The sequence below is a fragment of the Arthrobacter sp. Bi83 genome (assembly GCF_918698095.1).
In the GTDB taxonomy this organism is placed as follows: domain Bacteria; phylum Actinomycetota; class Actinomycetes; order Actinomycetales; family Micrococcaceae; genus Arthrobacter.
Genome location: NZ_CAKKLY010000027.1, coordinates 1 through 25,950 on the forward strand (window position 1 = coordinate 1; position 25,950 = coordinate 25,950).

At 64.9% G+C, this 25,950-nt stretch carries 24 protein-coding genes and 1 tRNA gene; 12 read left to right on the forward strand and 13 right to left on the reverse strand.

Going from position 1 to position 25,950, the window contains the following annotated elements; all coding sequences use genetic code 11:
* The coding region (locus LQ144_RS13535) for an aldehyde dehydrogenase family protein (protein ID WP_230119227.1) at positions 1 to 553 on the reverse strand (553 nt) is incomplete at its 3' end.
* A gap of 317 nt (positions 554 to 870) precedes the next feature.
* Here LQ144_RS13535 and LQ144_RS13540 point away from each other — a divergent pair.
* Positions 871 to 2,346, forward strand: coding sequence for an APC family permease (locus tag LQ144_RS13540; protein ID WP_230119228.1), 1,476 nt, complete (start codon positions 871 to 873; stop codon positions 2,344 to 2,346).
* Here the strand turns inward: LQ144_RS13540 and LQ144_RS13545 are convergent.
* A complete protein-coding gene (locus LQ144_RS13545; RefSeq protein ID WP_230119229.1) occupies positions 2,323 to 2,994 on the reverse strand; it encodes an AmiS/UreI family transporter in 672 nt (223 codons plus the stop codon). The two genes, LQ144_RS13540 and LQ144_RS13545, sit on opposite strands and share 24 nt — an antisense overlap.
* A 192-nt stretch (positions 2,995 to 3,186) precedes the next feature.
* Between LQ144_RS13545 and gdhA the strand changes: the two genes are divergently transcribed.
* On the forward strand, positions 3,187 to 4,524 hold the full coding sequence (gene gdhA, locus LQ144_RS13550; protein ID WP_230119230.1) for an NADP-specific glutamate dehydrogenase: 1,338 nt from the start codon (positions 3,187 to 3,189) through the stop codon (positions 4,522 to 4,524).
* 70 nt (positions 4,525 to 4,594) lie between these two features.
* Here gdhA and LQ144_RS13555 read toward each other — a convergent pair whose 3' ends face one another.
* Together LQ144_RS13555 and LQ144_RS13560 are read right to left on the reverse strand one after the other, a co-directional pair.
* On the reverse strand, positions 4,595 to 5,554 hold the full coding sequence (locus tag LQ144_RS13555; protein WP_230119231.1) for a helix-turn-helix domain-containing protein: 960 nt from the start codon (positions 5,552 to 5,554) through the stop codon (positions 4,595 to 4,597).
* A 127-nt stretch (positions 5,555 to 5,681) separates the two neighbouring features.
* Positions 5,682 to 6,278 carry a TetR/AcrR family transcriptional regulator gene (locus tag LQ144_RS13560; protein WP_230119232.1) on the reverse strand — a complete coding sequence of 199 codons (597 nt, stop codon included), beginning with the start codon at positions 6,276 to 6,278 and terminating at the stop codon, positions 5,682 to 5,684.
* 122 nt (positions 6,279 to 6,400) lie between these two features.
* Between LQ144_RS13560 and LQ144_RS13565 the strand changes: the two genes are divergently transcribed.
* Positions 6,401 to 8,317: a primary-amine oxidase gene (locus LQ144_RS13565; protein WP_230119233.1), complete on the forward strand. Its 1,917-nt coding sequence runs from the start codon at positions 6,401 to 6,403 to the stop codon at positions 8,315 to 8,317.
* Positions 8,318 to 8,327: 10 nt separating this feature from the next.
* Positions 8,328 to 8,795, forward strand: a complete 468-nt coding sequence (locus tag LQ144_RS13570) for a hypothetical protein (RefSeq protein ID WP_230119234.1) — start codon at positions 8,328 to 8,330, stop codon at positions 8,793 to 8,795.
* On the opposite strand, the gene LQ144_RS13575 is transcribed toward LQ144_RS13570, so the two are convergent.
* The gene (locus LQ144_RS13575) at positions 8,792 to 9,343 is read right to left on the reverse strand and encodes a flavin reductase family protein (protein WP_230119235.1); all 552 of its coding nucleotides are present in this window, start codon (positions 9,341 to 9,343) and stop codon (positions 8,792 to 8,794) included. The two genes, LQ144_RS13570 and LQ144_RS13575, sit on opposite strands and share 4 nt — an antisense overlap.
* Before the next feature lie 113 nt (positions 9,344 to 9,456).
* On the opposite strand from LQ144_RS13575, the gene LQ144_RS13580 reads away from it, so the two are divergent.
* The 5 genes from LQ144_RS13580 to pstB all read left to right on the forward strand — a co-directional run bounded on the left by LQ144_RS13580 (position 9,457) and on the right by pstB (position 14,185).
* Positions 9,457 to 9,696, forward strand: coding sequence for a hypothetical protein (locus LQ144_RS13580; protein ID WP_230119236.1), 240 nt, complete (start codon positions 9,457 to 9,459; stop codon positions 9,694 to 9,696).
* Positions 9,697 to 10,002: 306 nt separating this feature from the next.
* Positions 10,003 to 11,121: a phosphate ABC transporter substrate-binding protein PstS gene (gene pstS / locus LQ144_RS13585; protein WP_230119237.1), complete on the forward strand. Its 1,119-nt coding sequence runs from the start codon at positions 10,003 to 10,005 to the stop codon at positions 11,119 to 11,121.
* Positions 11,122 to 11,242: 121 nt separating this feature from the next.
* A complete protein-coding gene (pstC, locus tag LQ144_RS13590; protein WP_230119238.1) occupies positions 11,243 to 12,175 on the forward strand; it encodes a phosphate ABC transporter permease subunit PstC in 933 nt (310 codons plus the stop codon).
* On the forward strand, positions 12,176 to 13,285 hold the full coding sequence (gene pstA, locus LQ144_RS13595) for a phosphate ABC transporter permease PstA (RefSeq protein WP_230119239.1): 1,110 nt from the start codon (positions 12,176 to 12,178) through the stop codon (positions 13,283 to 13,285).
* A 120-nt stretch (positions 13,286 to 13,405) separates the two neighbouring features.
* The gene (pstB, locus tag LQ144_RS13600) at positions 13,406 to 14,185 is read left to right on the forward strand and encodes a phosphate ABC transporter ATP-binding protein PstB (RefSeq protein ID WP_205655225.1); all 780 of its coding nucleotides are present in this window, start codon (positions 13,406 to 13,408) and stop codon (positions 14,183 to 14,185) included.
* A gap of 109 nt (positions 14,186 to 14,294) precedes the next feature.
* On the opposite strand, the gene LQ144_RS13605 is transcribed toward pstB, so the two are convergent.
* The 3 genes from LQ144_RS13605 to LQ144_RS13615 form a co-directional block, all read right to left on the reverse strand.
* Positions 14,295 to 15,311 (reverse strand): inorganic phosphate transporter, encoded by a 1,017-nt coding sequence (locus LQ144_RS13605; RefSeq protein WP_230119240.1) that lies wholly within the window; start codon positions 15,309 to 15,311, stop codon positions 14,295 to 14,297.
* Position 15,312: 1 nt separating this feature from the next.
* Positions 15,313 to 15,930 (reverse strand): nuclease PIN, encoded by a 618-nt coding sequence (locus LQ144_RS13610; protein ID WP_230119241.1) that lies wholly within the window; start codon positions 15,928 to 15,930, stop codon positions 15,313 to 15,315.
* A 255-nt stretch (positions 15,931 to 16,185) separates the two neighbouring features.
* Positions 16,186 to 16,845: a hypothetical protein gene (locus tag LQ144_RS13615; RefSeq protein ID WP_230119242.1), complete on the reverse strand. Its 660-nt coding sequence runs from the start codon at positions 16,843 to 16,845 to the stop codon at positions 16,186 to 16,188.
* Positions 16,846 to 17,067: 222 nt separating this feature from the next.
* On the opposite strand from LQ144_RS13615, the gene LQ144_RS13620 reads away from it, so the two are divergent.
* From LQ144_RS13620 to LQ144_RS13630, 3 genes are all read left to right on the forward strand, one after another.
* Positions 17,068 to 17,140 (forward strand) — tRNA-Lys (locus tag LQ144_RS13620).
* 142 nt (positions 17,141 to 17,282) lie between these two features.
* Positions 17,283 to 18,293 (forward strand): LacI family DNA-binding transcriptional regulator, encoded by a 1,011-nt coding sequence (locus LQ144_RS13625; RefSeq protein ID WP_230119243.1) that lies wholly within the window; start codon positions 17,283 to 17,285, stop codon positions 18,291 to 18,293.
* Positions 18,294 to 18,420: 127 nt separating this feature from the next.
* Entirely contained in the window at positions 18,421 to 19,443 is a 1,023-nt protein-coding gene (locus LQ144_RS13630) for a LacI family DNA-binding transcriptional regulator (protein ID WP_230119244.1), read from the forward strand.
* Positions 19,444 to 19,655: 212 nt separating this feature from the next.
* Here the strand turns inward: LQ144_RS13630 and LQ144_RS13635 are convergent, their stop codons facing one another.
* The 5 genes from LQ144_RS13635 to LQ144_RS13655 all read right to left on the reverse strand — a co-directional run bounded on the left by LQ144_RS13635 (position 19,656) and on the right by LQ144_RS13655 (position 25,950).
* On the reverse strand, positions 19,656 to 21,113 hold the full coding sequence (locus LQ144_RS13635; protein ID WP_230119245.1) for a family 43 glycosylhydrolase: 1,458 nt from the start codon (positions 21,111 to 21,113) through the stop codon (positions 19,656 to 19,658).
* Positions 21,114 to 21,283: 170 nt separating this feature from the next.
* On the reverse strand, positions 21,284 to 22,297 hold the full coding sequence (yjfF, locus tag LQ144_RS13640) for a galactofuranose ABC transporter, permease protein YjfF (protein ID WP_230119246.1): 1,014 nt from the start codon (positions 22,295 to 22,297) through the stop codon (positions 21,284 to 21,286).
* Entirely contained in the window at positions 22,297 to 23,346 is a 1,050-nt protein-coding gene (locus LQ144_RS13645; protein ID WP_230119247.1) for an ABC transporter permease, read from the reverse strand. The genes yjfF and LQ144_RS13645 overlap by 1 nt, the downstream gene beginning before the upstream one ends.
* 8 nt (positions 23,347 to 23,354) lie before the next feature.
* Entirely contained in the window at positions 23,355 to 24,881 is a 1,527-nt protein-coding gene (locus tag LQ144_RS13650; protein WP_230119248.1) for a sugar ABC transporter ATP-binding protein, read from the reverse strand.
* A 94-nt stretch (positions 24,882 to 24,975) separates the two neighbouring features.
* On the reverse strand, positions 24,976 to 25,950 hold the full coding sequence (locus LQ144_RS13655; RefSeq protein WP_230119249.1) for an ABC transporter substrate-binding protein: 975 nt from the start codon (positions 25,948 to 25,950) through the stop codon (positions 24,976 to 24,978).

Sequence of the window (25,950 nt, forward strand, 5' to 3'; positions counted from 1 at the left end):
CCTTGGCCAGGGCCAGGACGGACAGCGGGGTGTATTCGGACGGTTTGACCACCACGGCGTTGCCCATCCGCAGGGCGGGGGCGATCTGCCAGATGGTGATCATCATGGGCCAGTTCCACGGGCCGATGGCACCGACGACGCCGATGGGCCGGTAGTGCAGTTCGGCGCGGGTTTCGCCGTCGTCCACGACGGTTTCCGCCTCCAGCGGCGTTCCGGCGGCGGCGCGCAGCCAGGCGGCGCAGGCGCCGACTTCGAAGCGGGCGTTGGGGCCGTTGAGCGGTTTTCCCTGCTCGCGGGAGAGCAGGCGGGCGAGTTCCTCGGCGGAGCGTTCGACGGCGTCGGCTGCCTTGAGCAGCGCGGAGCTCCGGGCGTCGTGGCCCAGCGCCGCCCACGCCGGCTGGGCGGCCGATGCGGCGGCTATGGCCTGCTCCAGGTCCTGGACGCTGTGGACCGGCGCCTCACCGACTGCTTCTCCGGTGGCGGGGTCAAGGATGGTCCGGGTTTCGCCGGACTCCGGGGTGATCGAGGCCAGCAGGGCATCGTAGGTTTCCATGGGGTACTCCACTTCGAGTAGGTCAGGGACCGCAGGCCGGTGTGGCCTGTCAGCGCTGCTTCAAGCGTGCTCCGCCGCACGCCGCGGGTCTTGTCTATCCGCGAAGGGCTGTTGTGCGGGAGCGAACGGAACGGGATCATATGGGTGTGATTGCGCTCAGGAACAAGAACTGATCGCTGCAAGACAAGCCGCAGCCGGAGGCGACTGCCATGCTGGATTTCACGGTGCAGCCCTTGCCAGGCCCCGGCACCCATCCCAAGTTTTGCAGCACATTCCCCAGCACAATCCCAGCACTCATGACCGTTAAGAAGGATCCAATGAGTATTTCGAATCCCGAATCCCGGACCGCGGAACCCGGTTCCCGCCAGGAACACTCCACCGCCCTGCGCGCAGGCAGCATCGGAGTCCTGGGCATTCTGTTCTTTGTCCTGTCCGCGCAGGCCCCGCTGACCGGAATCGTCGGAGCAGCACCCCTGGCTGCAGCGCTCGGCAACGGTGCCGGCGCCCCCGGCGCGTACCTCGTCGTCGGCATTGTCATTGTGATCTTCGCCGTCGGTTTTGTGGCCATGAGCCGGAAGGTGCAGACCAACGGCGCCTTTTACGCCTACGTCACGGCAGCGTTCGGTCGCAAGGTCGGTGCGGGGGCGGCGTGGCTTGCACTGCTGGCCTACAGCACGGTGCAGGCGGCAATGTACGGGCTGTACGGTGCCGCGTTCTCCGGCCTGCTGGCATCGGCCGGGGTGACGCTTCCATGGTGGCTGCTCGCACTGGTCACCATGGCCGGCGTCCAGGTCCTGGGATCGAAGAACATCGAGCTGGGTGCCCGCGTGCTTGCGGTCCTGGTGGGCCTGGAAGTGGCCATCCTGTTGATGTTCGGATTCTCTGTCCTATTCCACGGCGGCGGCCCCGAGGGGCTGAACATCGGCGCCTCGTTCGCACCGGAAGCCATCGCCAGCGGGGCTCCGGGAGTCGCCATTATGTTCGCGGTGGCGTCCATGTTCGGCTTCGAATCCACGGCCATCTACTCCGCCGAGGCGAAGGACCCGCACCGGACCGTTGCCCGGGCCACTTATCTCTCTGTAGGCATCATCGCCGTCTTCTTCTCCTTCATCACCTGGATGCTGGTCAGTTTCTACGGCCCGTCACGCGTCGCCGATGCCGCAGGCGCCGCATTGGAGTCCGGCGACGCCACATCGTTCGTGATCGGCCCGATCGTGGAGATGTTCGGGCCATGGGCCGGGGTGACCGCCGGAGTCCTGCTGGTGACATCCCTGTTGGCCGGCATCATTGCGTTCCACAACGGCATCAACCGGTACCTTCACTCGCTGGCGCTCCGCGGCTCGATGCCCGCCGTCGTGGCCCGGACCAATAGGCACCGCGCCCCGGCCACCGCGGCCTGGATTCAGACCGCGGTTGCCGCCCTGCTCGTCGCGCCGTTTGCGCTGCTGGGAATGGACCCCGTCCTGACCCTTTTCTCGTGGTTCAGCGGCCTTGCCGTGGCAGCGCTGCTGGTGCTGTACATGCTGTGCTCACTCGCCGTCGTCGCCTATTTCCGCCGCGAACGGGTGACCGGACAGCACTGGCAGACACTGCTCGCCCCCGGGATCGCGTCCCTCCTCCTGGCCTGGGTGCTCTACCTGGTGGTCAGCAACTTCACGTCCCTCATCGGCGGAAGCGCCGAAACAGCCGTGGGGCTGCTGGTGGCCGTTCCCGTGATTTTCCTGGCCGGAGTGCTGGTGGAAGTCCGAGTGGAGAAGCGGGTCCGGATCCTAGAGCCTCAGCCCGCCGGGTAACGGGGGAGCGGGGGCGGCCGCGGCGTCGGCGCGCGCGGCGTCCCGGTGCCGCCCGCGCCACCCGACGCAGCCGGCCAGCAGCAAAAGCGCCACGATGAAGGCCGCCGCCCCCATCACCGCCTCGGGGTCGGTGGGCCAGTGCCCTGTGATGCCCATGAACGCCGGAACCGTGGCTGACGCCTGGCTGGTGAGGACGAGGGACCACCCAATGAGGGGCGTGAGGCGTTCGAACCCCAGCGCCAGTTGAAGGAAGCACAGCATCCACAGGTAGGTCCAGCAGAGCCAGAGAACGGCCAGAAGAGGATCCTCCCCGGACCAGGCCGCGGAGAGCAGGAGGCCGCATGCGCCCACCATCCCGCAGAACCAGCCGAGGCCTTTGGAGCCGAGCCCCAGCAGGAAATCCAGCCCCACATAGACGTACGTCAGGCCGAAGAGGAACATTCCGGCCGCGCCGAGCAGCAGGGGTGTTCCGCCGGCGTCACCACCGCGGCCGCCGGTAATCCCCAGGTACGTGATGCCCAGGATCAGCTGGATGCTGCCGATGACCAGGCTGAACACGGCGGCGTCCCTGCGGGGGAGCAGCTTCAGCGCTGCGAGCCCGTTGATCAGGAGCGCGGCCCCGGAGAGAAGCAGGCAAATATGGGCCATCAGAAGTCCCCCGCCGGGCCGCAACCCGAGGCCATTGTTTTCGTTTCATGGAAATTAGATGTCACAATACGGAGGCTAGTCGAAGACCGATTGGCCATGCGCGGCCCGCGCAGTCACAATTGGATATGTTGAAGTTTCAATAAAAGCGTATGCCGGAGACTTCCCGCGCCCGGTTCGACGTAAGGAATCACCATGGATGCACGGCTCGAGGCCATCAGGGATACCGTCCTGGCCAGAAACCCGGGCGAAGCCGAGTTCCACCAGGCGGTGACCGAGGTGTTTGAAAGCCTGGGCCCCGTCCATGACCGGCACCCCGAGTTCCTCGAAGCCGCCATCCTGGAACGGCTCTGCGAGCCCGAGCGGCAGATCATCTTCCGCGTGCCGTGGACCGACGATGCCGGCCGCGTACAGATAAACCGCGGTTTCCGCGTGGAGTTCAACTCCGCGCTTGGCCCCTACAAGGGCGGTCTGCGCTTCCACCCGTCCGTCTATCTCGGCATCGTGAAGTTCCTCGGCTTCGAGCAGATCTTCAAGAACGCCCTCACCGGCATGCCCATCGGCGGCGGCAAGGGCGGCTCCGATTTCGATCCCCGCGGCCGCAGTGATGCCGAAGTGATGCGGTTCTGCCAGTCGTTCATGACCGAGCTGTACCGCCACATCGGCGAGTACACCGACGTGCCGGCGGGCGACATCGGTGTCGGCGGCCGCGAAATCGGTTATCTCTTCGGTCAGTACAAGCGGATCACCAACCGCTATGAATCAGGCGTCCTGACGGGCAAGGGCATCTCCTGGGGAGGCTCGCTGGTTAGGCCCGAAGCCACCGGTTTCGGCACGGTGATCTTCACCGACGAGATGCTCAAGACCCGGGGAACGTCCTTCGACGGGCAGCGCGTGGTGGTATCCGGCTCCGGCAACGTGGCGATCAACGCGATCGCGAAAGCGCAGGCACTGGGCGCCGCAGTGGTGGCCTGCTCGGATTCCTCCGGCTACATCGTGGATGAGGCGGGAATAGACGTCGGCCTGCTCCGACAGGTCAAGGAAGTGGAACGCGGACGCCTCAAGGACTACGTGCTGCGCCGTTCCGGCGTTTCCTACGTGGAGGCCGGCTCGGTGTGGGACGTCGACGCCACAGTCGCACTGCCGTGCGCCACGCAGAACGAGCTCGACGGCGATGCTGCCGCGAGGCTGGTCCGCAACGGGCTGCTCGCCGTCGGTGAGGGTGCCAACATGCCCTCAACCCGTGAAGCCGTGGCGGTGTTCCAGGATGCTGGCGTGCTGTTCGGCCCCGGCAAGGCCGCCAACGCGGGCGGCGTGGCCACGTCGGCGTTGGAGATGCAGCAGAACGCGAGCCGTGACTCGTGGTCCTTCGACCATACGGAACAGCGCCTCACGGACACCATGGTGGGCATTCACCACCGCTGCGCCGCGACTGCGGACGAGTACGGACAACCCGGCAATTACGTGCTGGGCGCGAACATTGCAGGCTTCGTCAAAGTGGCTGATGCCATGCTGGCCCAGGGGCTGATCTAGGGCCTGGGCAGGGTCCCGTATGCGGGACTCGACCGCTGAACCCCGTCCGCCGGGCCGGGAGTTCGGGGGGTCAGGCGCCGCGCCGCCAGTCGCTGGGGGATTCGCCGAAGGCGTCCCGGAAGGTGCGGCTAAAATGCGCTGCGTCCAGGAATCCCCAGCGCGCTGCCACTGCGCCCACTGAGGTTCCGGAATGTAGCGGGTCCCTGAGGTCGCGGCGAACCCGTTCAAGCCGCCGGCTCCGGATCCAGCTGGCAACTGTTGTGCCCGACTCGTGGAAGACGTTGTGCAGGTGGCGCGTCGAAATGAAATGGGCCGCCGCAATGCTGGCCGGTGACAGCTGCGGATCCGCGAGGTTCGTGTCGATGTATTCGCGGACCGATGTCGCCAGCACCATCTGGGGCTTCATGCTGTCCGCGGCCAGGTCCAGTTCCGAATGGAGCATCGTTGACACGAGGTCAAGGGTATTGGCGGCCAGCCGGGAACCGCTGGGGCCGCTGAGCGCCTCGAGATTGCCGGCGAGCTGCGCGATGAACGGTCCCACAATACTGGTCAGCCCGTGCCCGGCGGCCAAGCGGACCGCGGAAAGCTGCCCCACGTAGTCCGGCGGCAGGGACAGCGAGTCGTGCGGGAACATGACCACCATCATCCGGGCCTGCTCTTCGAACGCGAGGGTGTAGGGGCGGTTGGTGTCGTAGATGGCCAGGTCCCCGGGGCGCAGCACGGCTTCGCGGTTGTCCTGGATGAGGAGGCCGGTCCCCTCCAGCTGGAGGTTGAGCTTGAAATAGCGCTGGTCCGACTGCGCCAGGAGGGCCGGTGTGCGGTGGACGCTGTGGGACGTGGACGACACCTCCACGATGCACATGCGGTCCAGAACCCTGGACCGCATGCGGCCGCGGAAGGAGTCGGGGCGGTCCGTCTCCGCGGTCAGCGGCACGAAGGACTGCGCCACGAGGTGTCGCCAGTGGTCAAACGACGCGGCCACGTTGGAGGTGAGGTCCTGGCCCACCGGGCGGACTGTTGTTGCAGACATTGGATGTTCCTGACGACGGACGGCCACCTGAATTTCGGTCCCCAGACTGTGTCCTGGAACACAGTCATTTCAGGTTAGCGCCGAAATTCCGCCGTGTCATCTTTTTTCGACGCATGTCGAAAAAAGATCAGTTCTTCGCCTCCAGGAGAGTCAGGAACGCCTCCAGCTGTTCGCTCAACCCCGGATCTACCTGCCCTTCGGGGGCCAGGGCGGCGGCGATCTGCGCGCCCAGCAGCATGTTCAGGAGGTGGCCGGCCACCGCCGCGTCGTCGACGGCGGCACTGACGGTTCCGTACTCCCGCGCCTGCGCCAGGTACTCCAGAATCGCCGCGTGCCACTGCTCCATGGACTCCCGGTGGATGGCGGCCTTTTCCGGATCGTTGATGGCTTTTTGCCAAAAGGGAATGACAATCCGCGCTTCACTGACGCGTTCGGAGTCCAGTGGCAGCACCTCAACACAGAAGGCCCGCAGCGCCGGGATGCCGGTCTTGCCTGCGGTCACTTCCCCGATGCGTTCATTGGTCCGGTTGAAGACGTGGCCGAAGGCGAACGTCAGCAGGGTGTCCTTGGTGGGGAAGTACGGTTTCAGGGCGCCGTTCGCGAACCCGGCCTCGAGTGCGATCTCCCTCATGGTGGCGCCTTCAATGCCCAGCCGGGCGATGATCCGCCAGGTCGCATCCACCAGCTCCAGACGCCGTTCATCATGGTCAACAATCTTTGGCACGCTGCCGCTCCCCGGAAATATGTGGCATCTGGCTATTGTGAGCCATCTTACGGACGGTTATTCTCTACAACTATAGAAAATAAAAATCCCGACCGAACCACGGTCCCGGACAAAGGTCGCTCATGACACTCGCACCAGCTGACACAGCCACCCAGTACCGCCTGGCAACGGGCACTGAAATCACCGACGTCCAGGGCATCCTCCGCGCCGGGGGACTTCTTGGCCCGGAGAAGCGCATAGCGTACCTCGGCCTGCTGGATCCGGCCCGGGGCGCGGCTCCGGATACCCAGGACCGGCGCTTCCGCGTCTTCGTCCATGATGTGTCCGGCGGACGACCCCTGGATGTCACGGTCTCCGCCACGAGCGGCACGGTGACCGCGGCCGTCGAACTCGACACCGCCGCCACGGGCGAACTGCCCGTCCTGGAAGAGGAGTTTGAAGTCGTTGAGGAACTGCTGGCATCTGACGAGCGCTGGCTGGCCGCGCTTGCGGCCAGGGGCCTTGACGTCGCCAAGGTCCGCGTCGCGCCGCTCTCCGCAGGCGTCTTCGAGTACCCCGATGAAAAAGGACGCCGCATCCTCCGCGGCCTGGCTTTCGTGCAGGAGTTTCCGGAGGACAGCGCCTGGGCGCACCCCGTTGACGGACTGGTTGCCTACGTGGACGTCGTCAGAAAAACCGTGACGCAGGTGCTGGACACCGGAGTGGTCCCCGTTCCGGCAGAGCACGGCAACTTCACCGACCCGGAGCTCACCGGACCGCTTCGCACGTCCCAGAAACCCATCAGCATCACGCAGCCGGAGGGACCCAGCTTTACCGTCGCGGGCGGAAACCATGTTGAGTGGGAAAAGTGGAGCGTCGATGTCGGCTTCGATGTCCGCGAGGGCGTGGTGCTGCACAACATTGCGTTCCAGGATGGCGACCGCAAGCGGCCCATCATCAACCGCGCATCCATTGCCGAGATGGTGGTTCCCTACGGCGACCCGTCGCCCATCCGGTCCTGGCAGAACTACTTCGACACCGGTGAATACCTGGTGGGCCAGTACGCCAATTCGCTCGAACTGGGCTGTGACTGCCTCGGCGACATCACCTACCTCAGCCCCGTGATCAGCGACGCGTTCGGCAACCCGCGCGAAATCCGCAACGGCATCTGCATGCACGAGGAGGACTGGGGCATCCTGGCCAAGCACAGCGACCTTTGGTCAGGCATCAACTACACCCGCCGGAACCGCCGACTGGTCATTTCCTTCTTCACCACCATCGGCAACTACGATTACGGCTTCTACTGGTACCTCTACCTCGACGGCACCATCGAGTTCGAGGCCAAGGCCACCGGCGTCGTTTTCACGAGCGCGTACCCGGAGGGCGGCTCGGACAATATCTCGCAGCTGGCGCCGGGCCTGGGCGCCCCCTTCCACCAGCACCTTTTCAGCGCCCGGCTGGACATGGCAATCGACGGGTTCACCAACAGGGTGGAAGAAGAGGATGTAGTCCGTCAGGCCATCGGGGAGGGCAACGAGCGGGGCAACGCCTTCTCGCGGAGGCGGACCCTGCTGGCCCGGGAGTCCGAAGCCGCCCGTGAAGCTGACGCCCGCAGCGGCCGGACCTGGGTCATTTCCAACCCGGGCTCAAGGAACCGCCTGGGGGAGCCCGTGGGCTACAAGCTCCACACCGAGGCTCAGCCGACCCTCCTGGCTGATCGCGACTCCTCCATCGCCAAGCGTGCGGCATTTGCCACGAAGGACCTGTGGGTGACCCGCTTCGCGGAAGACGAGCGGTACCCCACCGGCGACTTCGTGAACCAGCATGCCGGAGGAGCGGGCCTGCCCGCCTACATTGCCCAGGATCGGGACATCGACGGCCAGGACATTGTTGTCTGGCACACCTTCGGACTTACCCATTTCCCGCGGCCCGAAGACTGGCCGATCATGCCCGTGGATACGGTGGGGTTCAAGCTGCGGCCGGAGGGCTTCTTCGACCGCAGCCCGGTCCTGGACGTTCCCGCTTCAGCCCAGGCAGCCGGCGGCCACTGCCATGGTTAGCAGCTAGCTCATGACACCGATTCAGGCATGGGGCCGGGCAGCCGGGCCCAGGCTCCACTCGCGGATGTGCGCCGCCGTGACGGCCGGCTCCTGCCTCCTCCACCTGTGGCTGGTCGCCGGCAACCACCATGCGCTGTGGCTGAACCTCTCGATGCTGGCCATGGTTGCCGTATGCCTGCCGTGTTCGGTGCACATCTGGCGACACGTCCGCGTCGGCACACTCCACCGCGTCATGGCCTCCGCCCTGGCGATGGCGCTCCTCCACGCTGTCCTGCTCCTCGCCGCGGGACCGGCCAGCCACAGCCACGGAACGGCGGCGGCCGTCGGAGCCGCCGGCATCGCCGGAACCGAGGCCTTTGCGGAAACTGCCGCAGCCCCCTCGGCTTCGCTGGGTGTCATCGCCCTGGAGATTACGACGGCGCTGCTCGCCGCCACCCTCGTCGCCCGGCTGCGCCGTGGTCAGGTCGCATGCGTTTAGGGTGCCAGGCGGTGGTACTGGGAACCGAAATGGATGAGCGGATCCACGGCCTCGGCCGCTGCAGCATCACTGCCCATGGCCAGGACCTCGCCCACAACGAGCAGGTGCGTGGCGGCCGGATGGGTGGCAACAGTCCGCAGTTCGAAGTAGGCGAGCGCTCCGTTGAGGATCGCCGATCCGGTGGCGGGACCCCGGCGGTAGGGAACCTGGGCGAGCATCCCCTGTAGCGGAATCCCGGGACTGGCCAGCCAGTTCGCGGCGCCCTGATGCTTGCCGGACAGCAGGCTCAGTGCCCACGTTCCCGCCTCCGCCACCGCCTCGCCGATCCGGGACTCCGCATAGAGGCTGACCAGCAGGGTCGGCGGATCGTAGGAGACGGAGAGGAAGGCGCTCACCGTGGCTGCGTAATCGCGGTTCCGCAGGGACGTGGAAACGACGGCCACGCCGGCCGCGATGTCGGCGCTGAGCCTGCGGTACAGATCAATGTCCGCGTCCGACGGCGGCCCGCCGGCCAGGCGATGGGCGTCCAGGTCTCCGGGGGTCTCCATAACGCACATCGTGCCACGCGGCGGCCACGCCTGCACCCGTTCTCTGCAGGGAAGGCTGCTGATCACCAGAGCTGCATCTTTCACCGGCACGAGCACAGTGGGACCATGCAACCATGAGCGAAAACACGGAACCCAGGCCGGAAAACCCCACTGCGGATCAGCCCAGCACTGAACGGCCAGGCACTGATCAGGCCGGTCCTGACGGCGAGGAAAAGAAGGCACCCGCCGAACGCCATGACGATCACAGCGCACCGTCCACGCACCAAACGCGCACCGTGGGCCAGCGGCGCCGGGATTCAGAAGAGAAGCTCCAGCAGCACCAGAAGGACGCCCGCGACAAGCCGGAACACTGAGCCCGGGCCCACGCTCCGGGCCGGCACGCCACTGCTGTACCTGCCCTGCATCACAAAACCCCTTCCCAAATTTAGCCGTGGCGCAATGCGACGCCCGACCCACTACGACTGAGGCGCGTCCAGCGCAATGGGGACCCTGCATGTGTAAGCCAATATGCCGCCGTCGTTAATCCTCCGTTCACCTTGGACCCCAATACTCGTTACCTGGGACCCCTAACTTCAATGAAGGTACACAACGTACGCAGCTCCCAATCCGAACGTCTCCGGTTCGGATCGCATCAGAAACCCTGGAAGGGGTACACCCAAGTGAAGGCACTCCGCTTCGGCCGCCACGCGGCAATCGCTGTCATCGCCGCTGGCGCACTCGCGCTCACAGCCTGCGGTTCAGACAACGCCACGAATTCCCCGGCAGGCACCCAGTCCGCTGCCGGCACCAAGGTCACCGGCACCCTGACCGGCATCGGCTCCTCCGCGCAGGGCGCGGCCATGGACGTCTGGAAGACCAACTTCGCCACCGCAAACCAGGGCGCCACCGTGCAGTACTCCCCGGACGGTTCCGGCGCAGGCCGCAAGGCCATCATTGACGGCTCGGCGCAGTTCGCCGGTTCCGATGCCTACCTTAAGGACGAGGAACTCACCAAGGCCAAGGACCAGTGCGGCCCGGACGGCGCCATCGAGGTCCCCGTCTACATCTCGCCGATCGCCATCGCCTTCAACGTGCCGGATGTTACGGACCTGAAGCTGGATGCCTCCACCGCGGCCAAGATCTTCCGCGGCGAGATCGCCAAGTGGAATGACCCGGCAATCGCCGCCATGAACCCGGACGCCAAGCTTCCGGACCTCAAGGTCACCCCGGTCAGCCGCTCTGACGACTCCGGCACCACCAAGAACTTCACCGAGTACCTCTCCGCTGCGGCTCCCGACGTCTGGAAAGACAAGGCTGACGGCGTGTGGCCCGCTTCGCTGAAGGGCGAGAACGCCAAGGGCACCTCCGGCGTCGTCAAGACCGTCACCGACACCCCCGGCGCTGTCACCTACGCCGATGACTCCGCTGTCGGCGGCAAGCTGGGCACCGCCGAGATGAAGGTCGGCTCCGAGTTCGTCAAGATCTCCCCGGAAGCCGCCTCCAAGGCTGTGGACCTCGGCAAGGCTGTCGAGGGCCGCGGGGCCAACGACGGTGCCATCAAGCTGGACCGCACCACCACGGAATCCGGCGCCTACCCGGTAGTCCTGGTGTCGTACCACATTCTCTGCAGCACCTACGCCAAGCAGGAAACCGTCGATCTGGTCAAGGCCTTCGAGAAGTACGTACTCTCCGAAGAGGGCCAGAAGGCCGCTGCCGAGTCCGCCAAGTCGGCTCCGCTGTCCTCCACCCTGGCCGAAAAGGCCGTCAAGTCGGTCGAGTCCATCAAGGTCAAGTCGTAAGGTTTGACCCAAACGGCCGAGTTCCCCGCCCCGCCGCAAGGCAGGGCGGGGAACTTAGCCGTGTAATCCGCAGCTTCGAAAAGTTCCGCACTCCCGCAACATCAACACCGAAGGGCCAGGTATGACCACCACCTCCCTGACCAACCCCCAGGGCGCAGGACGTGCCGGGGATAAAGTCTTCTCAGGGGCCGCCTTGGCAGCAGGGTGCCTGATCCTCGCCGTGCTGTTTGGCGTTGCGCTGTTCCTCGTCATCCAGGCCATCCCGGCGTTCACTGCCCCTGCGGAGGACATCCAGGGCGGCCAGGGGTTCTTCGCCTATATCTGGCCGATCGTCGTGGGCACCCTTATCGCCGCCATCATCGCCCTGGTCATCGCCACCCCCGTGGCCATCGGCGTCGCGCTCTTTATCTCGCACTATGCCCCGCGCAGACTGGCCTCGGGCCTTGGCTATGTGGTGGACCTCCTGGCCGCCATTCCGTCGGTCATCTACGGCGCATGGGGTGCCGCCTTCCTGGCCAAGGAAATCGCGCCTGCCTACGACTGGCTCGCGAAAAACCTCGGCTGGCTGCCCATCTTCCACGGACCGGCTTCCTCCACAGGCAAGACCATCCTGACGGCGGGAATCGTGCTGTCCGTCATGGTCCTGCCCATCATCACGTCGCTGACCCGCGAGATCTTCCTGCAAACCCCCAAACTGCACGAAGAGGCCGCCCTTGCTTTGGGCGCCACGCGCTGGGAAATGATCAAGATGGCAGTCCTGCCCTTCGCCCGCCCCGGCATCATCAGCGCGGTTATGCTGGGCCTCGGACGCGCCCTCGGCGAGACCATGGCCGTTGCGCTGGTGCTCTCCTCCGGTGCTCTCACCGCCAGCCTGATCCAGTCCGGCAACCAGACCATCGCCGCCGAGATCGCGCTGAACTTCCCCGAAGCGGGAGGCCTGAAAGTCGCCACCCTGATCGCCGCCGGGCTGGTCCTGTTCGTGATCACCCTGGGCGTGAACATGGTTGCCCGCTGGATCATCACCCGGCACAAAGAATTCTCGGGAGCAAACTAAATGACCTCCACCCTGACCCCGGCCCGCAAGCGGTCCGCACTCACCAAGGGCCAGTTGCCAAAATTCGCCCCGTACGCCGTCCTGGCCGTAGCGCTGGTCCTCGGGGCGGCCATCCTCGCGCTGATCGGCTTCAACGCCTTCGGCTGGGGCATCGTCTCCGCCATCCTCTTCGCCGCTGGCCTGGTGGGCTGGAGCGCGGCCGTGGAAGGCTCCCGCAAGGCCAAGGACAAACTCGCCACATGCCTCGTGGTGGGCTCCTTCCTGATCGCGCTGCTCCCGCTCATCTCCGTCATCTGGACCGTCCTGGTCAACGGCATCCCGGGCATCATCACCCCCGGATTCCTCGGCACGTCGATGAACGGCGTCACCGGTGTCTATGACAACAAGGCCGTGGAGGGCGGCGCACCCGTCCTTGGCGGCATCTACCACGCGCTGCTCGGCACGGTGCAGATCACCCTGCTGGCCACGGTCATTTCCGTGCCGGTGGGCCTCCTCACCGCCATCTACCTCGTGGAGTACGGCAACGACCGTTCCGTGGCCCGCGCCATCACCTTCTTCGTAGACGTCATGACCGGCATCCCGTCGATCGTGGCAGGGCTCTTTGCCGCCGCCTTCTTCTTCGCCGTGGTAGGCCCCGGCACCAAAACCGGTGCCGTCGCCGCCGTCGCGCTTTCCGTGCTGATGATCCCCGTGGTGGTCCGCTCCAGCGAGGAAATGCTCAAGATCGTCCCCAACGAGCTCCGCGAGGCCGCCTACGCCCTCGGCGTCCGCAAATGGCGGACCATCCTCAAGGTGGTCATCCCGACGGCGATTTCCGGCATCGCATCCGGCGTCACCCTGGCGATCGCCCGCGTGATCGGCGAGACCGCCCCCATCCTGGTGACTGCAGGATTCGCCACCAGCATCAACAACAACGTGTTCGGCGGCTGGATGGCCTCCCTGCCCACGTTCATCTATACGCAGATCCTGAACCCCACCTCGCCGTCCAACCCGGACCCCTCCTCGCAGCGGGCCTGGGGCGCCGCCCTGGTGCTCATCATCCTGGTGATGCTCCTGAACCTCGGCGCGCGCCTGATTGCCAGGGTCTTCGCCCCGAAGACCGGCCGCTAGGCGGGCCTTCCGGCCATCCCGCCGCGGAGCTTTACCCTGCGAACCGTTCCCCGGCCGGCCGTTTCCCGCCGGGCCGCCGGGACCTAGACTTCAATCCATACCAGCAAGTTAAGGAACATCATGTCCAAGCGCATCGACGTCAAAGACCTGAACGTCTACTACGGCAACTTCCTGGCCGTCGAGGACGTCAGCATCAACATCGAAGCCAAGTCCGTTACGGCGTTCATCGGCCCCTCCGGCTGTGGCAAGTCCACCTTCCTGCGGACGCTCAACCGCATGCACGAGGTCCTTCCGGGTGCCCGCGTCGAGGGCGAAGTCCTGCTCGACGGCGACAACCTGTACGGCCCGGGCGTGGACCCCGTCACGGTGCGCTCCCAGATCGGCATGGTCTTCCAGCGGCCCAACCCGTTCCCCACCATGTCCATCCGGGACAATGTGCTGGCCGGCGTGAAGCTGAACAACCAGAAGATCTCCAAGGGCGAGGCTGATGCCCTCGTGGAACGCTCGCTCCAGGGCGCCAACCTGTGGAACGAAGTCAAGGACCGGCTGGAAAAACCCGGCTCGGGCCTGTCCGGCGGCCAGCAGCAGCGCCTGTGCATCGCCCGTGCCATCGCCGTGGAACCGCAGGTGATCCTCATGGATGAGCCGTGCTCCGCCCTGGATCCGATTTCCACCCTGGCCGTTGAGGACCTTATCAACGAGCTGAAGGACCAGTACACCGTGGTGATCGTGACCCACAACATGCAGCAGGCAGCGCGCGTGTCCGACCGGACGGCGTTCTTCAACATTGCCGGTACCGGCAAGCCGGGCAAGCTCATCGAGTTCGCCGAGACGAGCACCATCTTCAACAACCCCAGCAACAAGGCCACGGAAGACTACGTCTCCGGCCGCTTCGGATAAACCCCTTCGCGCAGCTAAGCGACTTCGCGGCGGCCACGCCGCCCGCTAAACACCCATCGGTTGTTCCGTGACTGGCCAAGTGAACAGTTACGGAGCAGCCGATGCGCGGTTAAGCCCCGGTGAGCGGAGAGAGCGCAAGCGCCAGCACGAATGCTCCGGCTGCCGTGGCAGCGGGGGTCAGGACCCACAGCGAGAGGATCTGCGCCACGAGCCTCCGGTGCGTTCCGGACACGTGCTGGTTTTCCCCTGCACCGAGCACCCCTGACGTGACGGTGTGCGTGGTGGAGATGGGCCAGTGGAGCCCGATAGCTCCGATGAAGAGCAGGATGGCGCTGAAGCCCTGCGCAACCACCCCGCGGAGCGGATCTATCCGAATGAGCTTGTATCCCACCGTGTGGCAGATCCGCCAGCCCCCGAACAGCGTGCCGACGGCGATCATGACCGCCGAGAGCATCACTACCCAGAACGGGACCGAACCGCCGTCGCCGTACCCCGCCGCCAGGGTGGCCAGGAGGAGGACGGCGCTGACACGCTGACCGTCCTGGAGTCCGTGGCCGAACGCGACGGCGCCCGCAGCTATTGACTGGGCAGCGCGGAAACGCTGATTGACGACGCTCGGCTGCGCATACCGGGCTGCCCACGTGACAGGGAAGACCAGCAGGTAGGCGCCAATGAACGCGATGACCGGGGAGAGGGCCAGCGGGAGCACCACCTGGAACAGGAGAGACTGATCCGCGCCGCTTACGGAGTTTCCACCCACCAGCACACTCGCGGTTCCGGCGCCGGCCAACCCGCCAACCAGTGCATGGGTGGAGGACGAGGGCACACCCCGCCACCAAAGGAGCAGGCCCCAGATGCAGGCGCTGGCCAGCCCTGCCACGAGGACAGTGAGACCGCTGTCGCCCTGCGGCAGAGTTACCCAGTTTTGGCTGATGGCCACCGCCAGGCCGGCACTCAGCAAGGCGCCCACGAAGTTGAAGACGGCCGCCAGCAGCACCGCGACAGTTGGCGTCAGAGCACGGGTCCGGACGGCCACGGCCACGGAGTTGGAGACGTCCCTGAAGCCGTTAATGAAGGCGAAAGCCGCGGCAAGAACCACCACAAGCCCGAAGATGAACGCCGTCACCTTATGATTCCTTGACGATGATGCTGCCTACCTGGGTGGCGATGCGCCGCATGTCCTTGGTGACATCCACCAGCTGGTTGGCGATGTCCCTGTTCCGGGCATACTGCGCGGACTTCATGTCCTTCAGCATGTCCGCCACCCAGACCCGGTGCGTCCGTTCAGCACGTTTGGCCAGCCGCACGATCTCGATCCAGTAGTCCTCAAGTTCGTCCAGGTCATTCAGCCGGCGCATGGCGTCCGCTGTGAGCTCGGCCTGGCGGCTGATGATCTCCAGCTGATCCGCCGCGCGCTTCGGAAGCCGGTCCAGCTTGTACAGCGCCACCAGTTCAGCGGCGGCGTCCAGCCTCTCCATGGCCTCATTGAGGCACAGGGACAGCCCGTACATGTCCTCGCGCGGGAGCGGGTTTACAAAACTGGTCCGCATGTGGGTCAGCAGGGCGAAGTGCAGTTCGGCGGACTTGGCCTCGTGGTTGTGCATGTCGTCCACGAGCCGGTCATGCTCGCTGGCCGGCGCGCCCAGGATTTCCGCCATGGTGGCACTCGCGAAGACAATCTGCCGGGCCAGCTGCGAAAGGAGGTTCAGCCCCGCGGGCTCCTGGGGAAAAAGGCGCAGCTTCATGAGTACCGGTCTCCGGAGGATCGTCAGGGCGGGGAACCGCGGCCCGTATGACTTGACGCCGGCCCGCAGCTAGTCAGTACTTTACCGGCAGCTGCATCCGGGCATGAAAATGGTGCCGAACCGGATACGCCTCTCGGCGGTAGGCCGCTCTAGGCGGCTAAATGTTGAAGCCCGGGGGTTTCGCGGCTCGGCACCAGTTTCAGTGTTCTACTTTGGCGGGACCAAGTCAACATTGACAGATCCGGTCCGATGGGGTCAGTCCAGCTCGCCCAGCCGCCACGCATTGGCTGCATGTTCAAGATCCTCGGCGGTCTTCACCAGCAGGTGCGAATTCCGCGTCAGCTTGCGTGCGTGGCTCTCGTTGCTGTGGTCCGCACCGTCGGCCAGGGTGGCCTGTCCCAGCGCAACAACCCGGCAGAAGGCGGCCGAACGCTCCAGCGCGACATCGAAGTCGCCGTCGAATGCTCCGGACAAGATGGCATCAGCCATGGTCTTCATTTCGTCGGCCCCTGGCGGCTCAGCGGCTCCCGCCACGACGTTGGAGACCTGGGCCGTGTCCTTGCCTGCCTTGAAGTAGACCGAGATGCGTTCGGGGTCCTGGACCGTCGCCGCGCGTAGGGCGTACAGCCGCCACAGGGCGCCCGGCAGCGAGCGTGCAGGGCTTTCGGCCCACATCTCGGCGATGGCTTCGAGGCCCTGCTCGTCGGCCAGCTTCACGAGGCGGCTGGTGATGACGGGATCGTCGCTGTCGCGGCCGTGGCGCACCAGCGCCTGGGCCGCCAGGTGGGCCGCTTCGGAGACCCGTGCCGGATCCGCACCGCCCGCGAAAGGCTCAAAATCAATGGGCGCAAAAGGCTTCGGTTTGTGGTGCCGTTCCGCCCCGCCCGGACCGCTGGTTCCTGCTTTCTCGCTCATGGTCCCACGCTACTCCTGTGCCGGACGGTAATCGAGCGCGGGGTTTTGGCCCCCCGGGGGCAGCGTCGCGGCCGCAGGCGGGACAGAATTGAAAACGACGGCGGCGGCGGCAGGCCCGTCAGTAAGGCGCCGCGGACTGCGGTACAGTATTAAACGTCCAGAAATGGACTGGAACTGACACGCGTCTTGTGTGCCGCTGGCACGCGCTTCAACGGTCAGTTTGGGCCTTTAGCTCAGTTGGTAGAGCATCGGACTTTTAATCCGTGGGTCGTGGGTTCGAGCCCCACAGGGCCCACTCTTTTAGCGAAGAGTGGAAAGTCCCCGGTTCCCTGGCAACAGGAAACCGGGGACTTTTTGTTTGCCCTCTTTGTGCCTTCTTTCTGCCTTCGGCGGGTGCCTATTCGTGCTTGTGCCGCCGAGTCGCGCAGAATAAGCCCATGACGAAAAGCAACGCGCGGCTGCCGCGGCTTGAGGATGTGGCGGAACTCGCCGGGGTCTCGCACCAGACAGTGTCCCGCGTGATCAACAACCACCCCAACGTCAGCAAGGCCACGCGCGAGCGGGTCGAAGCGGCCGTTGCCGAACTGGGTTACCGGCGCAACACGGCGGCGCGGAGTCTGGTCACCCGACGCTCCCAGACCATCGGCGTCCTGGCCAGCGAGCTCTCCCAGTACGGTCCTGCCAATACGCTGCTGGGGGTTGAACAGGCGGCCCGGAACGCCGGCTACTTCGTCAGTATCGCGGCGCTGAAGTCCGTCAGCCGTGAATCCATTTTCGACGCCGTCAGGCACTTCATGGACCAGTCCGTCGACGGCATCGTGGTGAGCGTGCCCCACTCCGAAACCCTGCTCGCCCTCGCGGAACTGAAGCTCGGTGTACCGGTAGTGGCGGTCGGTTCGCTGGGAAACGACGCCGTGAGCGGCGCCATGGTGGACCAGACGCGGGGGGCCGAACTCGCCGTCGGGCATCTAATTGACCTGGGCCACCGGCGGATCGGGCACGTCGCCGGACCGCAGGACTGGATCGACGGTGTAGCGAGGGCCGAGGCCTGGAGCGCCGCCCTGCGTACCGCGGGCCTTGAGGACGATCTCCTGATGACTGGTGACTGGAGCGCCGGCAGCGGCTACGAGATCGGCAGGAAGCTCGCCGCGGAACGCACCGCCACCGCGATTTTCGTGGGGAACGACCAGATGGCGCTTGGCCTGCTGCGCGCCTTCAATGAGGCCGGAGTCCGCGTGCCCGAGGACGTCTCCGTGGTCGGCTTCGATGACCAGCCCGAGGCGGGCTACTTCACGCCGCCGCTCACCACGGTCCGCCAGGACTTCGAGGAGCTCGGCCGGCGCTGCATGGATCTGATGCTGACCGCTATCGGGGACGGCGACGGCGTAAGCGCCACGGTGGTGGAGCCCGAGTTGGTGGTGCGGCGCAGTACCTCTGCCCCCGCCTGATCGCCGCACTCCAGCCCAATCCGCCCGGCTGATCGCCCCCGTCTGATCCGCCCCGGCAGAAATTTCCGGCGTCCCAAATGCACCCGGGCTGGTAAGCTGATTGTTAGCGCTAACGTCGGGGGTGGGAATGTCACTGGGTTCAGAGATCAGGCGTCCCCCCGTGATGGAGGACGTGGCCAAACTGGCCGGCGTTTCGCACCAGACTGTCTCGCGCGTCCTCAACGCCCATCCGAACGTCAGCACGGTGACCAGGGAGCGGGTCGAAAAGGCCATCGCGGAGTTGGGCTATCGCCGCAACACGGCAGCGCGCAGCCTGGTCACGAGACGGTCCCAGACCATCGGCGTTCTGGGAAGTGACATGTCCCATTACGGTCCGGCCAATACGCTCCTCGGGGTGCAGCAGGCAGCGCGGGACAAGGGCTATTTCGTCAGCATGGCCAGCCTCGATGAAGTCACTCCGGCCGCGATCCAGGACGCCCTCGAATACTTCATGATGCAGTCAGTGGACGGCATCGTCGTTATTGTGCCCCACGAAACCATGTTTGAATCGCTGAGCACCATCAACATCTCTGTCCCGCTGGTGGCCGTGGGCTTCGGCGTTGACGAGCGGCTAAGTGTCGCCGCGGTGAACCAGCGGATGGGTGCCAGCCTCGCCGTGCAGCACCTGGTGGACCTTGGCCACACAGCCATCGCGCATGTTTGCGGGCCGCCGGACTGGATCGACGCAGCCGCCCGCATTGACGGCTGGCGGCGTACTCTGGCCCAGGCAGGGCTGCCCGACTCCGTGCTGATCCGAGGCGACTGGAGCGCCGAAAGCGGTTACCGGGCCGGGCTTGAACTTGCGGCCGCCGGCAACGTCACCGCCGTTTTCGCGGCCAATGACCAGATGGCGCTTGGCGCCCTGCGTGCCTTTAGCGAGGCCGGCCTTCGCGTACCGCTGGACATCAGTGTTGTGGGTTACGACGACCAGCCTGAGGCCGCCTATTTGGTCCCGCCCCTGACCACTGTCAATCAGGGGTTCAAGGAACTCGGAGCCCGCTGCATGCAGATGCTTCTCTTCGATATGGCCAACGGCCATTCCGGTGCGTCGTCAGTCGTGAACCCAAGGCTTGTGGTTCGCTCCACCACTGCGTCACCGTCCGGACCGTGAGCGTCCGGCTGGATAGGCGCCGCCGATCCAGCTGATCAATTCCCGCCTTTGCTTCCCCAGCGTCAGGCCCGTCGCTCGATTTGCGTTGACGCAGGCCCGTCCCCCCGTTGCGTTGACGCTGGGTGGCAAACGCAGGGCCCGGCAGCGGGGAGCGTGCCGGGCCCTGCGGTGGAACCACCACATCACCAGTGATTCGTACCCTTACCGTGCGGTCAGGAGTCCAGAAGGAAAGTTGCGGCGGCCCTGTCGTTCTTGCCGACTTTGGCTACGGTCAGGACGCCTTGCCGGAGCAACAGATACGAACCGGGCAGGTCGACCGACTCGAATGAGGCTCCTGCCGGATCTGAAAGGCCACCCCGCCGGATGAACGCCGACGACGACCCCGCGGTGGAAGCGATCGCCACCGTTGAGCCCTGGATCCGAAGATAACGCCCCTTGGCCAGGACGGGTTCGATGACGACGGAGTTTTTCTTGGCGTAGCCGGGAGCAATCCGGAACTGGGACGCTCCCAGCGTCGGTGCCGACGAGGCGGTGACGGTTGTTCCGTCATGGACCAGGTAGGCGCCCGGGGCCGATGCGGGTTCCATTCTGACGGGCAGTTCGCCGTCCCCGACGGGGACGCCGAAATCGGGCGTTCCATCTGCGTTCCAGTACAGTCGCTGAACACGTGCATGCCTGTTGGGGTCAAAGAGCGGGTTGCCGATCGGGTCGCGGTAGGACCTGGCGTGGTAAACGAGAACGTCATTGCCTGCTTCATCCACCGTGAAGGAGTTATGACCGGGCCCGTACTGCTTTGACCCGTCGGACGTAGCCAGAACCGGCGTCGGGGCCTTGGTCCAGGAGGCCGCGTTAAGCAGATCGGCGTCTTCATTCGCCGTCAGCAGGCCTATGCAGTAGTTGGCGTCCGTCGCACTGGCGGAGAAGGTGACGAAGATGCGGCCGTTCCGTTTGATCACGGCGGGCCCTTCGTTCACCTTGTATCCCCGGGTTTCCCAGGCCAGGGTTGGCACTGCGATGCGGATCGGAGCGCTGGAGAGAGTGGACGGTGATGACATGGAAGCGATGAAGAGGCTCGAATTCACGCCGGTGTCGCTTTGGGCCCAGATCAGGTACCGCGTGCCGGCGTGCTCGAACGTGGTGGCGTCCAGTGAGAAAGAGTCGGCGTGCGTGTACACCCGGACTGGCGGCTCCCACACCGCAGTGGTCGGGTCCGCGGCGGCGGTAGATATCACGTAGATCCGCACCCGGAAAACGTCGTCGCTGTCGCCGGCGGCGAAGTAAATGTGCCATTTCCCGTCAAAGTGATGCAGCTCCGGTGCCCAGATGTAGCCTCCCATTGTCCCGGTGACAGGCCGTGTCCAGACCACAGCTTCCGGGGAGCCGCCCAGTCCTGAGATGGAGGATGAAGAGCGGAGGACGATCCGGTCGTATTCGGGCACAGAGCCGGTGAAGTAGTACTTGCCATCCGTGTGCTTCATGAGCCACGGGTCCGCCCGTTGCGGAACGATGGGGTTGATGACCGGTGCTGAACCGGCGGGGGCGGCAGCCGCGGCTGGTGCAGTCACCAGAGCGCCGGCGCCGGCGCCGGCGAGCAGCACAGCGGCAGCTGTGGCAGTCCCGGTGCCGAGGAACGAGCGGCGTGAAAACTGCGTGTTGATGGGAACATTCATGCTGAAGGCATCCTTCCTGGGTCCCCTTCGCAGCGTGCGGGCGGCAGCACTAATCGGCAGCCCGCGCGGCGCAGCAGCGAAGGGGTGAAATGGTTATGGAGCTGATGAATTGGTGTGTGAACAAATCCGGACAGCCACGGAGGGCTGGAAATGGCGTGGGACTGCCGCAGTTAGGCTCTTCTGGCGAATAGCCGCTGGAGCAGGATGAAGACGAGGAGCAGGCCTCCGATGACGATCTTGGTCCACCAGGAACTGAGGGTTCCGTCGTAGGCGATGAAGGTCTGGACAATTCCGAGTACGAGCACGCCCACCACAGATCCCAGGACGTAGCCGGTTCCGCCGGTCAGCAGGGTGCCGCCGATGACAACTGCGGCGATGGCGTCGAGTTCCATGCCCTGGGCTGCGAGGCTGTAGCCGGAGAGGCTGTAGAAGGAGAACAGGATTCCGGCGATGGCGGAGCAGAGGCCGCTGAGTGCGTAGACCAGGATTTTGGTCCTTGTGACCGCCAGTCCCATGAGCATCGCGGAGTGTTCGTTGCCCCCGATCGCATACACGGTCCGCCCGAAGCGGGTGTGGTGCAGGACGAAGAAGGCTATGGCCACAATCGCGAGGGCGAGGAGAACGCCGGGGGAGACGAAGAGGTCCCCCGGAAGCGGGATCTGGGCCTGGGCCATGTTCGTGAAGAATTCATCCGTGACCGGGATCGAGTCGAGGCTGATGACGTAGCAGAGGCCACGGGCGAGAAACATGCCGGCCAAGGTGACGATGAAGGGCTGGATGTCGAAGTATTGGATGATCAGCCCCATCAGCAGGCCCAGCCCGCCGCCGATAAGAAGCACCAGGATGATGACGGCGGCCGGATTCCAGCCGTGCTGGAGGAGGGTGGCGCTGACCATCATCGACAGTGCGACGACGGCTCCGACGGAGAGGTCGATGCCGCCGGTCAGGATCACGAACGTCATGCCGACGGCGAGCACGATCAGGAAGGTGTTGTCGATGAAGAGGTTTAGGAACACCTGGCCGGAGAGGAAGCTCGGGTACATCCCGGCGCCCACGGCGAACATGGCGATGAAGAGCCCGAGTGTTGCAAGGGTGGGCGCATAGCGGGCTCCTCCGCGAATGCGGCTGCGGGCGGGGGAGGGCTTCTTGACTGTCGGTGGCGTCAGCGTGGACAGGGGTGACATCAGACGGCGACCTTTTCCTTAGAGCCGAGTTCCTTCGAGTCGGGTTTCTTTGAGCCGGGCTTGGGGCCGGCTTTGAGGTTCCTGAGCAGGTTCCGTGCCTTTGGTGCCTGCAGCAGGCATACGGTGATGACGACGAGGGCTTTGAAGACCAGCGTCACTTCCGGCGGGATACCGAGGGTGTAAACGGTGGTGGTGAGGGTCTGGATGATGAAGGCTCCGACGACGGTTCCCACCAGCGTGTACCGGCCGCCGGCGAGTGAGGTGCCGCCGATGACCACGGCGAGGATGGCGTCCATTTCGATGTAGAGTCCGGCGTTGTTCGCGTCGGCGGCGGTGACGTTGGAGCTGATCATCAGGCCGGCGATTGCGGCGCAGGCGGCGCTGAAGACATAGACGATCCAGATGATGTTCCGTGCGCGGATACCGGCGAGCCGGCTGGCGACGGGATTGATGCCGACGGCTTCGATGAGGGTTCCCAGGGCCGTGCGCCGGGTGAGGACGGCGGCGAGCACAAAGACGGCGGCGGTGATCAGGATGGAGATCGGAAGGGTGAGGAGGTATCCGGCGCCGATGGACTTGTAGGAGTCGTTGGAGACGGAGATGATCTGGCCGCCGGTGATGAGCTGGGCGATGCCGCGTCCGGCGGTCATGAGGACCAGGGTTGCGATGATGGGCTGCACACCGATGGTGGAGACCAAGAAGCCGTTCCAGACCCCCAGTAGGAGCCCGGCGATTACTGCGATGAGAACGGCCGTGGCGGCCGTGACGGGAGAGGCCGGTTCCGGGGAGGCTACGATGTAGGCACAGGATGCTGCGCCGGCGATCGCCACGACGGCGCCGACCGAGAGGTCGATGCCCCGGGTGGCGATGACCAGGGTCATGCCAAGGGCGATAAGGATAGTGGGAGCGCCGTTGCGCATGATGTCGATGATGCTGCCGTAGAGGTGGCCGTCCTGCATTCTCAGGCTCAGGAAGTCCGGCCGGAAGATCTGGTTCAGCAGCAGTAGCAGGGTGAGGGCGATGACCGGCCAGGCAATGCGGTTTTTCATAAGGGATTTCATTGGGCACCTCCGGCGATGACCGTCATGACGTCTTCCACGGAGACGTCGTCATTCTTGATTTCGGCGACCATCGCCCTGTCCTTGATGACCGCGATGCGGTCACTGAGGCGAAGTACTTCTTCCAGTTCCGAGGAGATGAAGAGGATGGACATCCCCTCGTCCGCGAGCTTGTTGACCAGTTTCTGGATCTGGGTTTTCGCGCCGATGTCGATTCCCCTGGTCGGTTCATCGAGGATCAGCAGTTCGGGGGAGGTGACCAGCCAGCGTGCGAGGAGAACTTTTTGCTGGTTTCCGCCGCTGAGGTTGCGGATCAGCGCATCGGGGTTCGCGGGGCGGATGTCCAGGGTTGCGATGTATTCGGCTACCAGTTCATCCTGGACACGGCGGGGGATGCGGCGGGCCCAGCCTTTGCTGGCCTGCATGGCGAGCACCAGGTTGTCGCGCACGGACAGGTCTCCGATGAGGCCTTCCTCTTTGCGGTCCTCGGAGCAGAACCCGATGCGCTTGTCGATGGCGGTGCGGGGGGAGCGCAGTTTCTGGCTGTCTCCCTTGATCTTGAGAGAGCCTTCATCGGCCCTGTCGGCGCCGAAGATGAGCCGGGCAATCTCCGTCCTGCCCGCTCCGAGCAGACCCGCGAGCCCGACGACTTCACCGGGGTAGATGGATAGGTCGACGTTGGAGACCGATCCTTTCCGGCCCAGACCGCTGGTCTCAAGGAAGGGTGGCAGCCCGGCAGCTGAACCGGCCCGCGTCCGGGCCGGGGCGTGGTCCAGTTCGGCGAGGGCTTCCATGTCCTTGCCGATCATCCTGGAGATGAGTTCCATCCGGGAGAGGTCGCGGGTCATGTACTCGCCCACGAGTTTGCCGTTGCGGAGCACGGTCATGCGGTCGGAGATCTCGTAGACCTGCTCGAGGAAGTGGGAGACGAACAGGATGGCCACTCCGCGGTCACGGAGGTCCCGGATGACACGGAAAAGCTGGTTGACCTCATCGGCATCGAGGCTCGATGTTGGTTCATCCAGGATGAGGACCTTGGCGTTGATCTCCACGGACCTGGCAATGGCGATGAGCTGCTGGACCGCTATCGAGTGGGAGGACAACAGGGATCCGGGGTCAACATGGCCCAGATGCAGCTCTGCGAGGACCTCCCTGGTCCGGGAACGGACGCCCTTCCAGTCGATGGTGCCGCGGCGGCGCGGCTCCCGTCCGAGCAGCACGTTTTCTTCAACCGTCAGGTTGGTGCACAGATTGACTTCCTGGTAGACGGTGCTGATGCCGGCCGCCTGGGATTCGGCGGGAGTCGAGAACTGCTGGGGCGCGCCAAGCACCGTTATCGTGCCGGAATCAATGGTGTACACGCCGGTCAAGGCCTTGATCAGGGTGGACTTGCCTGCACCGTTCTCTCCCATGAGGGCGTGCACTTCACCCTGGAACAGGCGGAAGTCGACTCCGTCGAGCGCCTTAACTCCTGGAAATCCAATAGCTATGTCGGTCATCTCGACGACCGGAACGATTTCGTTCATCCTCGCATCTTTTCTGTGCTAGTTCTGCCGAGCGGCGGGCTGCCGTGCGGCGGCGGTGATCCGCCGCCGCACGGTCGTTCAGGGGTGCCCGGACTTAGTAAGGGCGGCTGGCGAGAACCTGCTTCGCCTGCTCCTGGGTGAAGGTCGTTTCCTTGGTCACGACACGCTCCGGAACGCTCTCACCGGCGACAACCTTCTTCGCCAGATCCATGAGCTGGTCACCGAGCATCGGGCTGCATTCGACGATGTAGTTGATCTTGCCGTTGCTCAGGGCCGTCATGCCGTCCTTCACCGCGTCAATGGTGATGATCTTGATGTCCTTGCCCGGGACCTTGCCGGCTGCTTCGATGGCTTCGATGGCGCCTAGGCCCTCATCGTCGTTATGGGCGAAGACAACATCGATCTTCGGGTTGTTCTTCAGGAAGGCCTCCATGACCTGCTTGCCGCCGCTGCGGGTGAAGTCCCCGCTCTGGGAGGCAATGATCTTGAGCTTCGGGTCAGCCTGGATGGCATCGGCGAAACCCTTCTTCCGGTCATTGGCCGGCGCGGATCCGGTCGTGCCCTGGATTTCGACGATGTTCACGGCGCCGGAGGCGGACTTGGAATCGTTGACGAGCCAGTCTCCGGCCTTCTTGCCCTCTTCGACGAAATCAGAACCGATGAACGTCTTGTACAGGGACTTATCGGACGAATCCACCGCGCGGTCGGTGAGAATTACGGGGATTTTCGCGGTCTTGGCTTCCTTCAGCACGGTATCCCACCCCGACTCCACTACGGGGGAGAAGGCGATGACGCTGACCTTCTGCTGAATGTAGGAGCGGATCGCCTTGATCTGGTTCTCCTGCTTCTGCTGCGCGTCGGAGAACTTCAGGTCGATCCCGGCCGTCTTGGCGGACTCCTGAACAGACTTGGTGTTGGCCGTACGCCAGCCGCTTTCGGCACCGACCTGGGCAAAACCCATGGTGACCTTGTCACTGCCCGCGTTGCCGGCAGCACTGCCGGTTCCGCCGCAGGCGGTCAGGGTAAGCATCGATGCGGCGGCAACCGCAATAAGGGACTTCTTAAACAC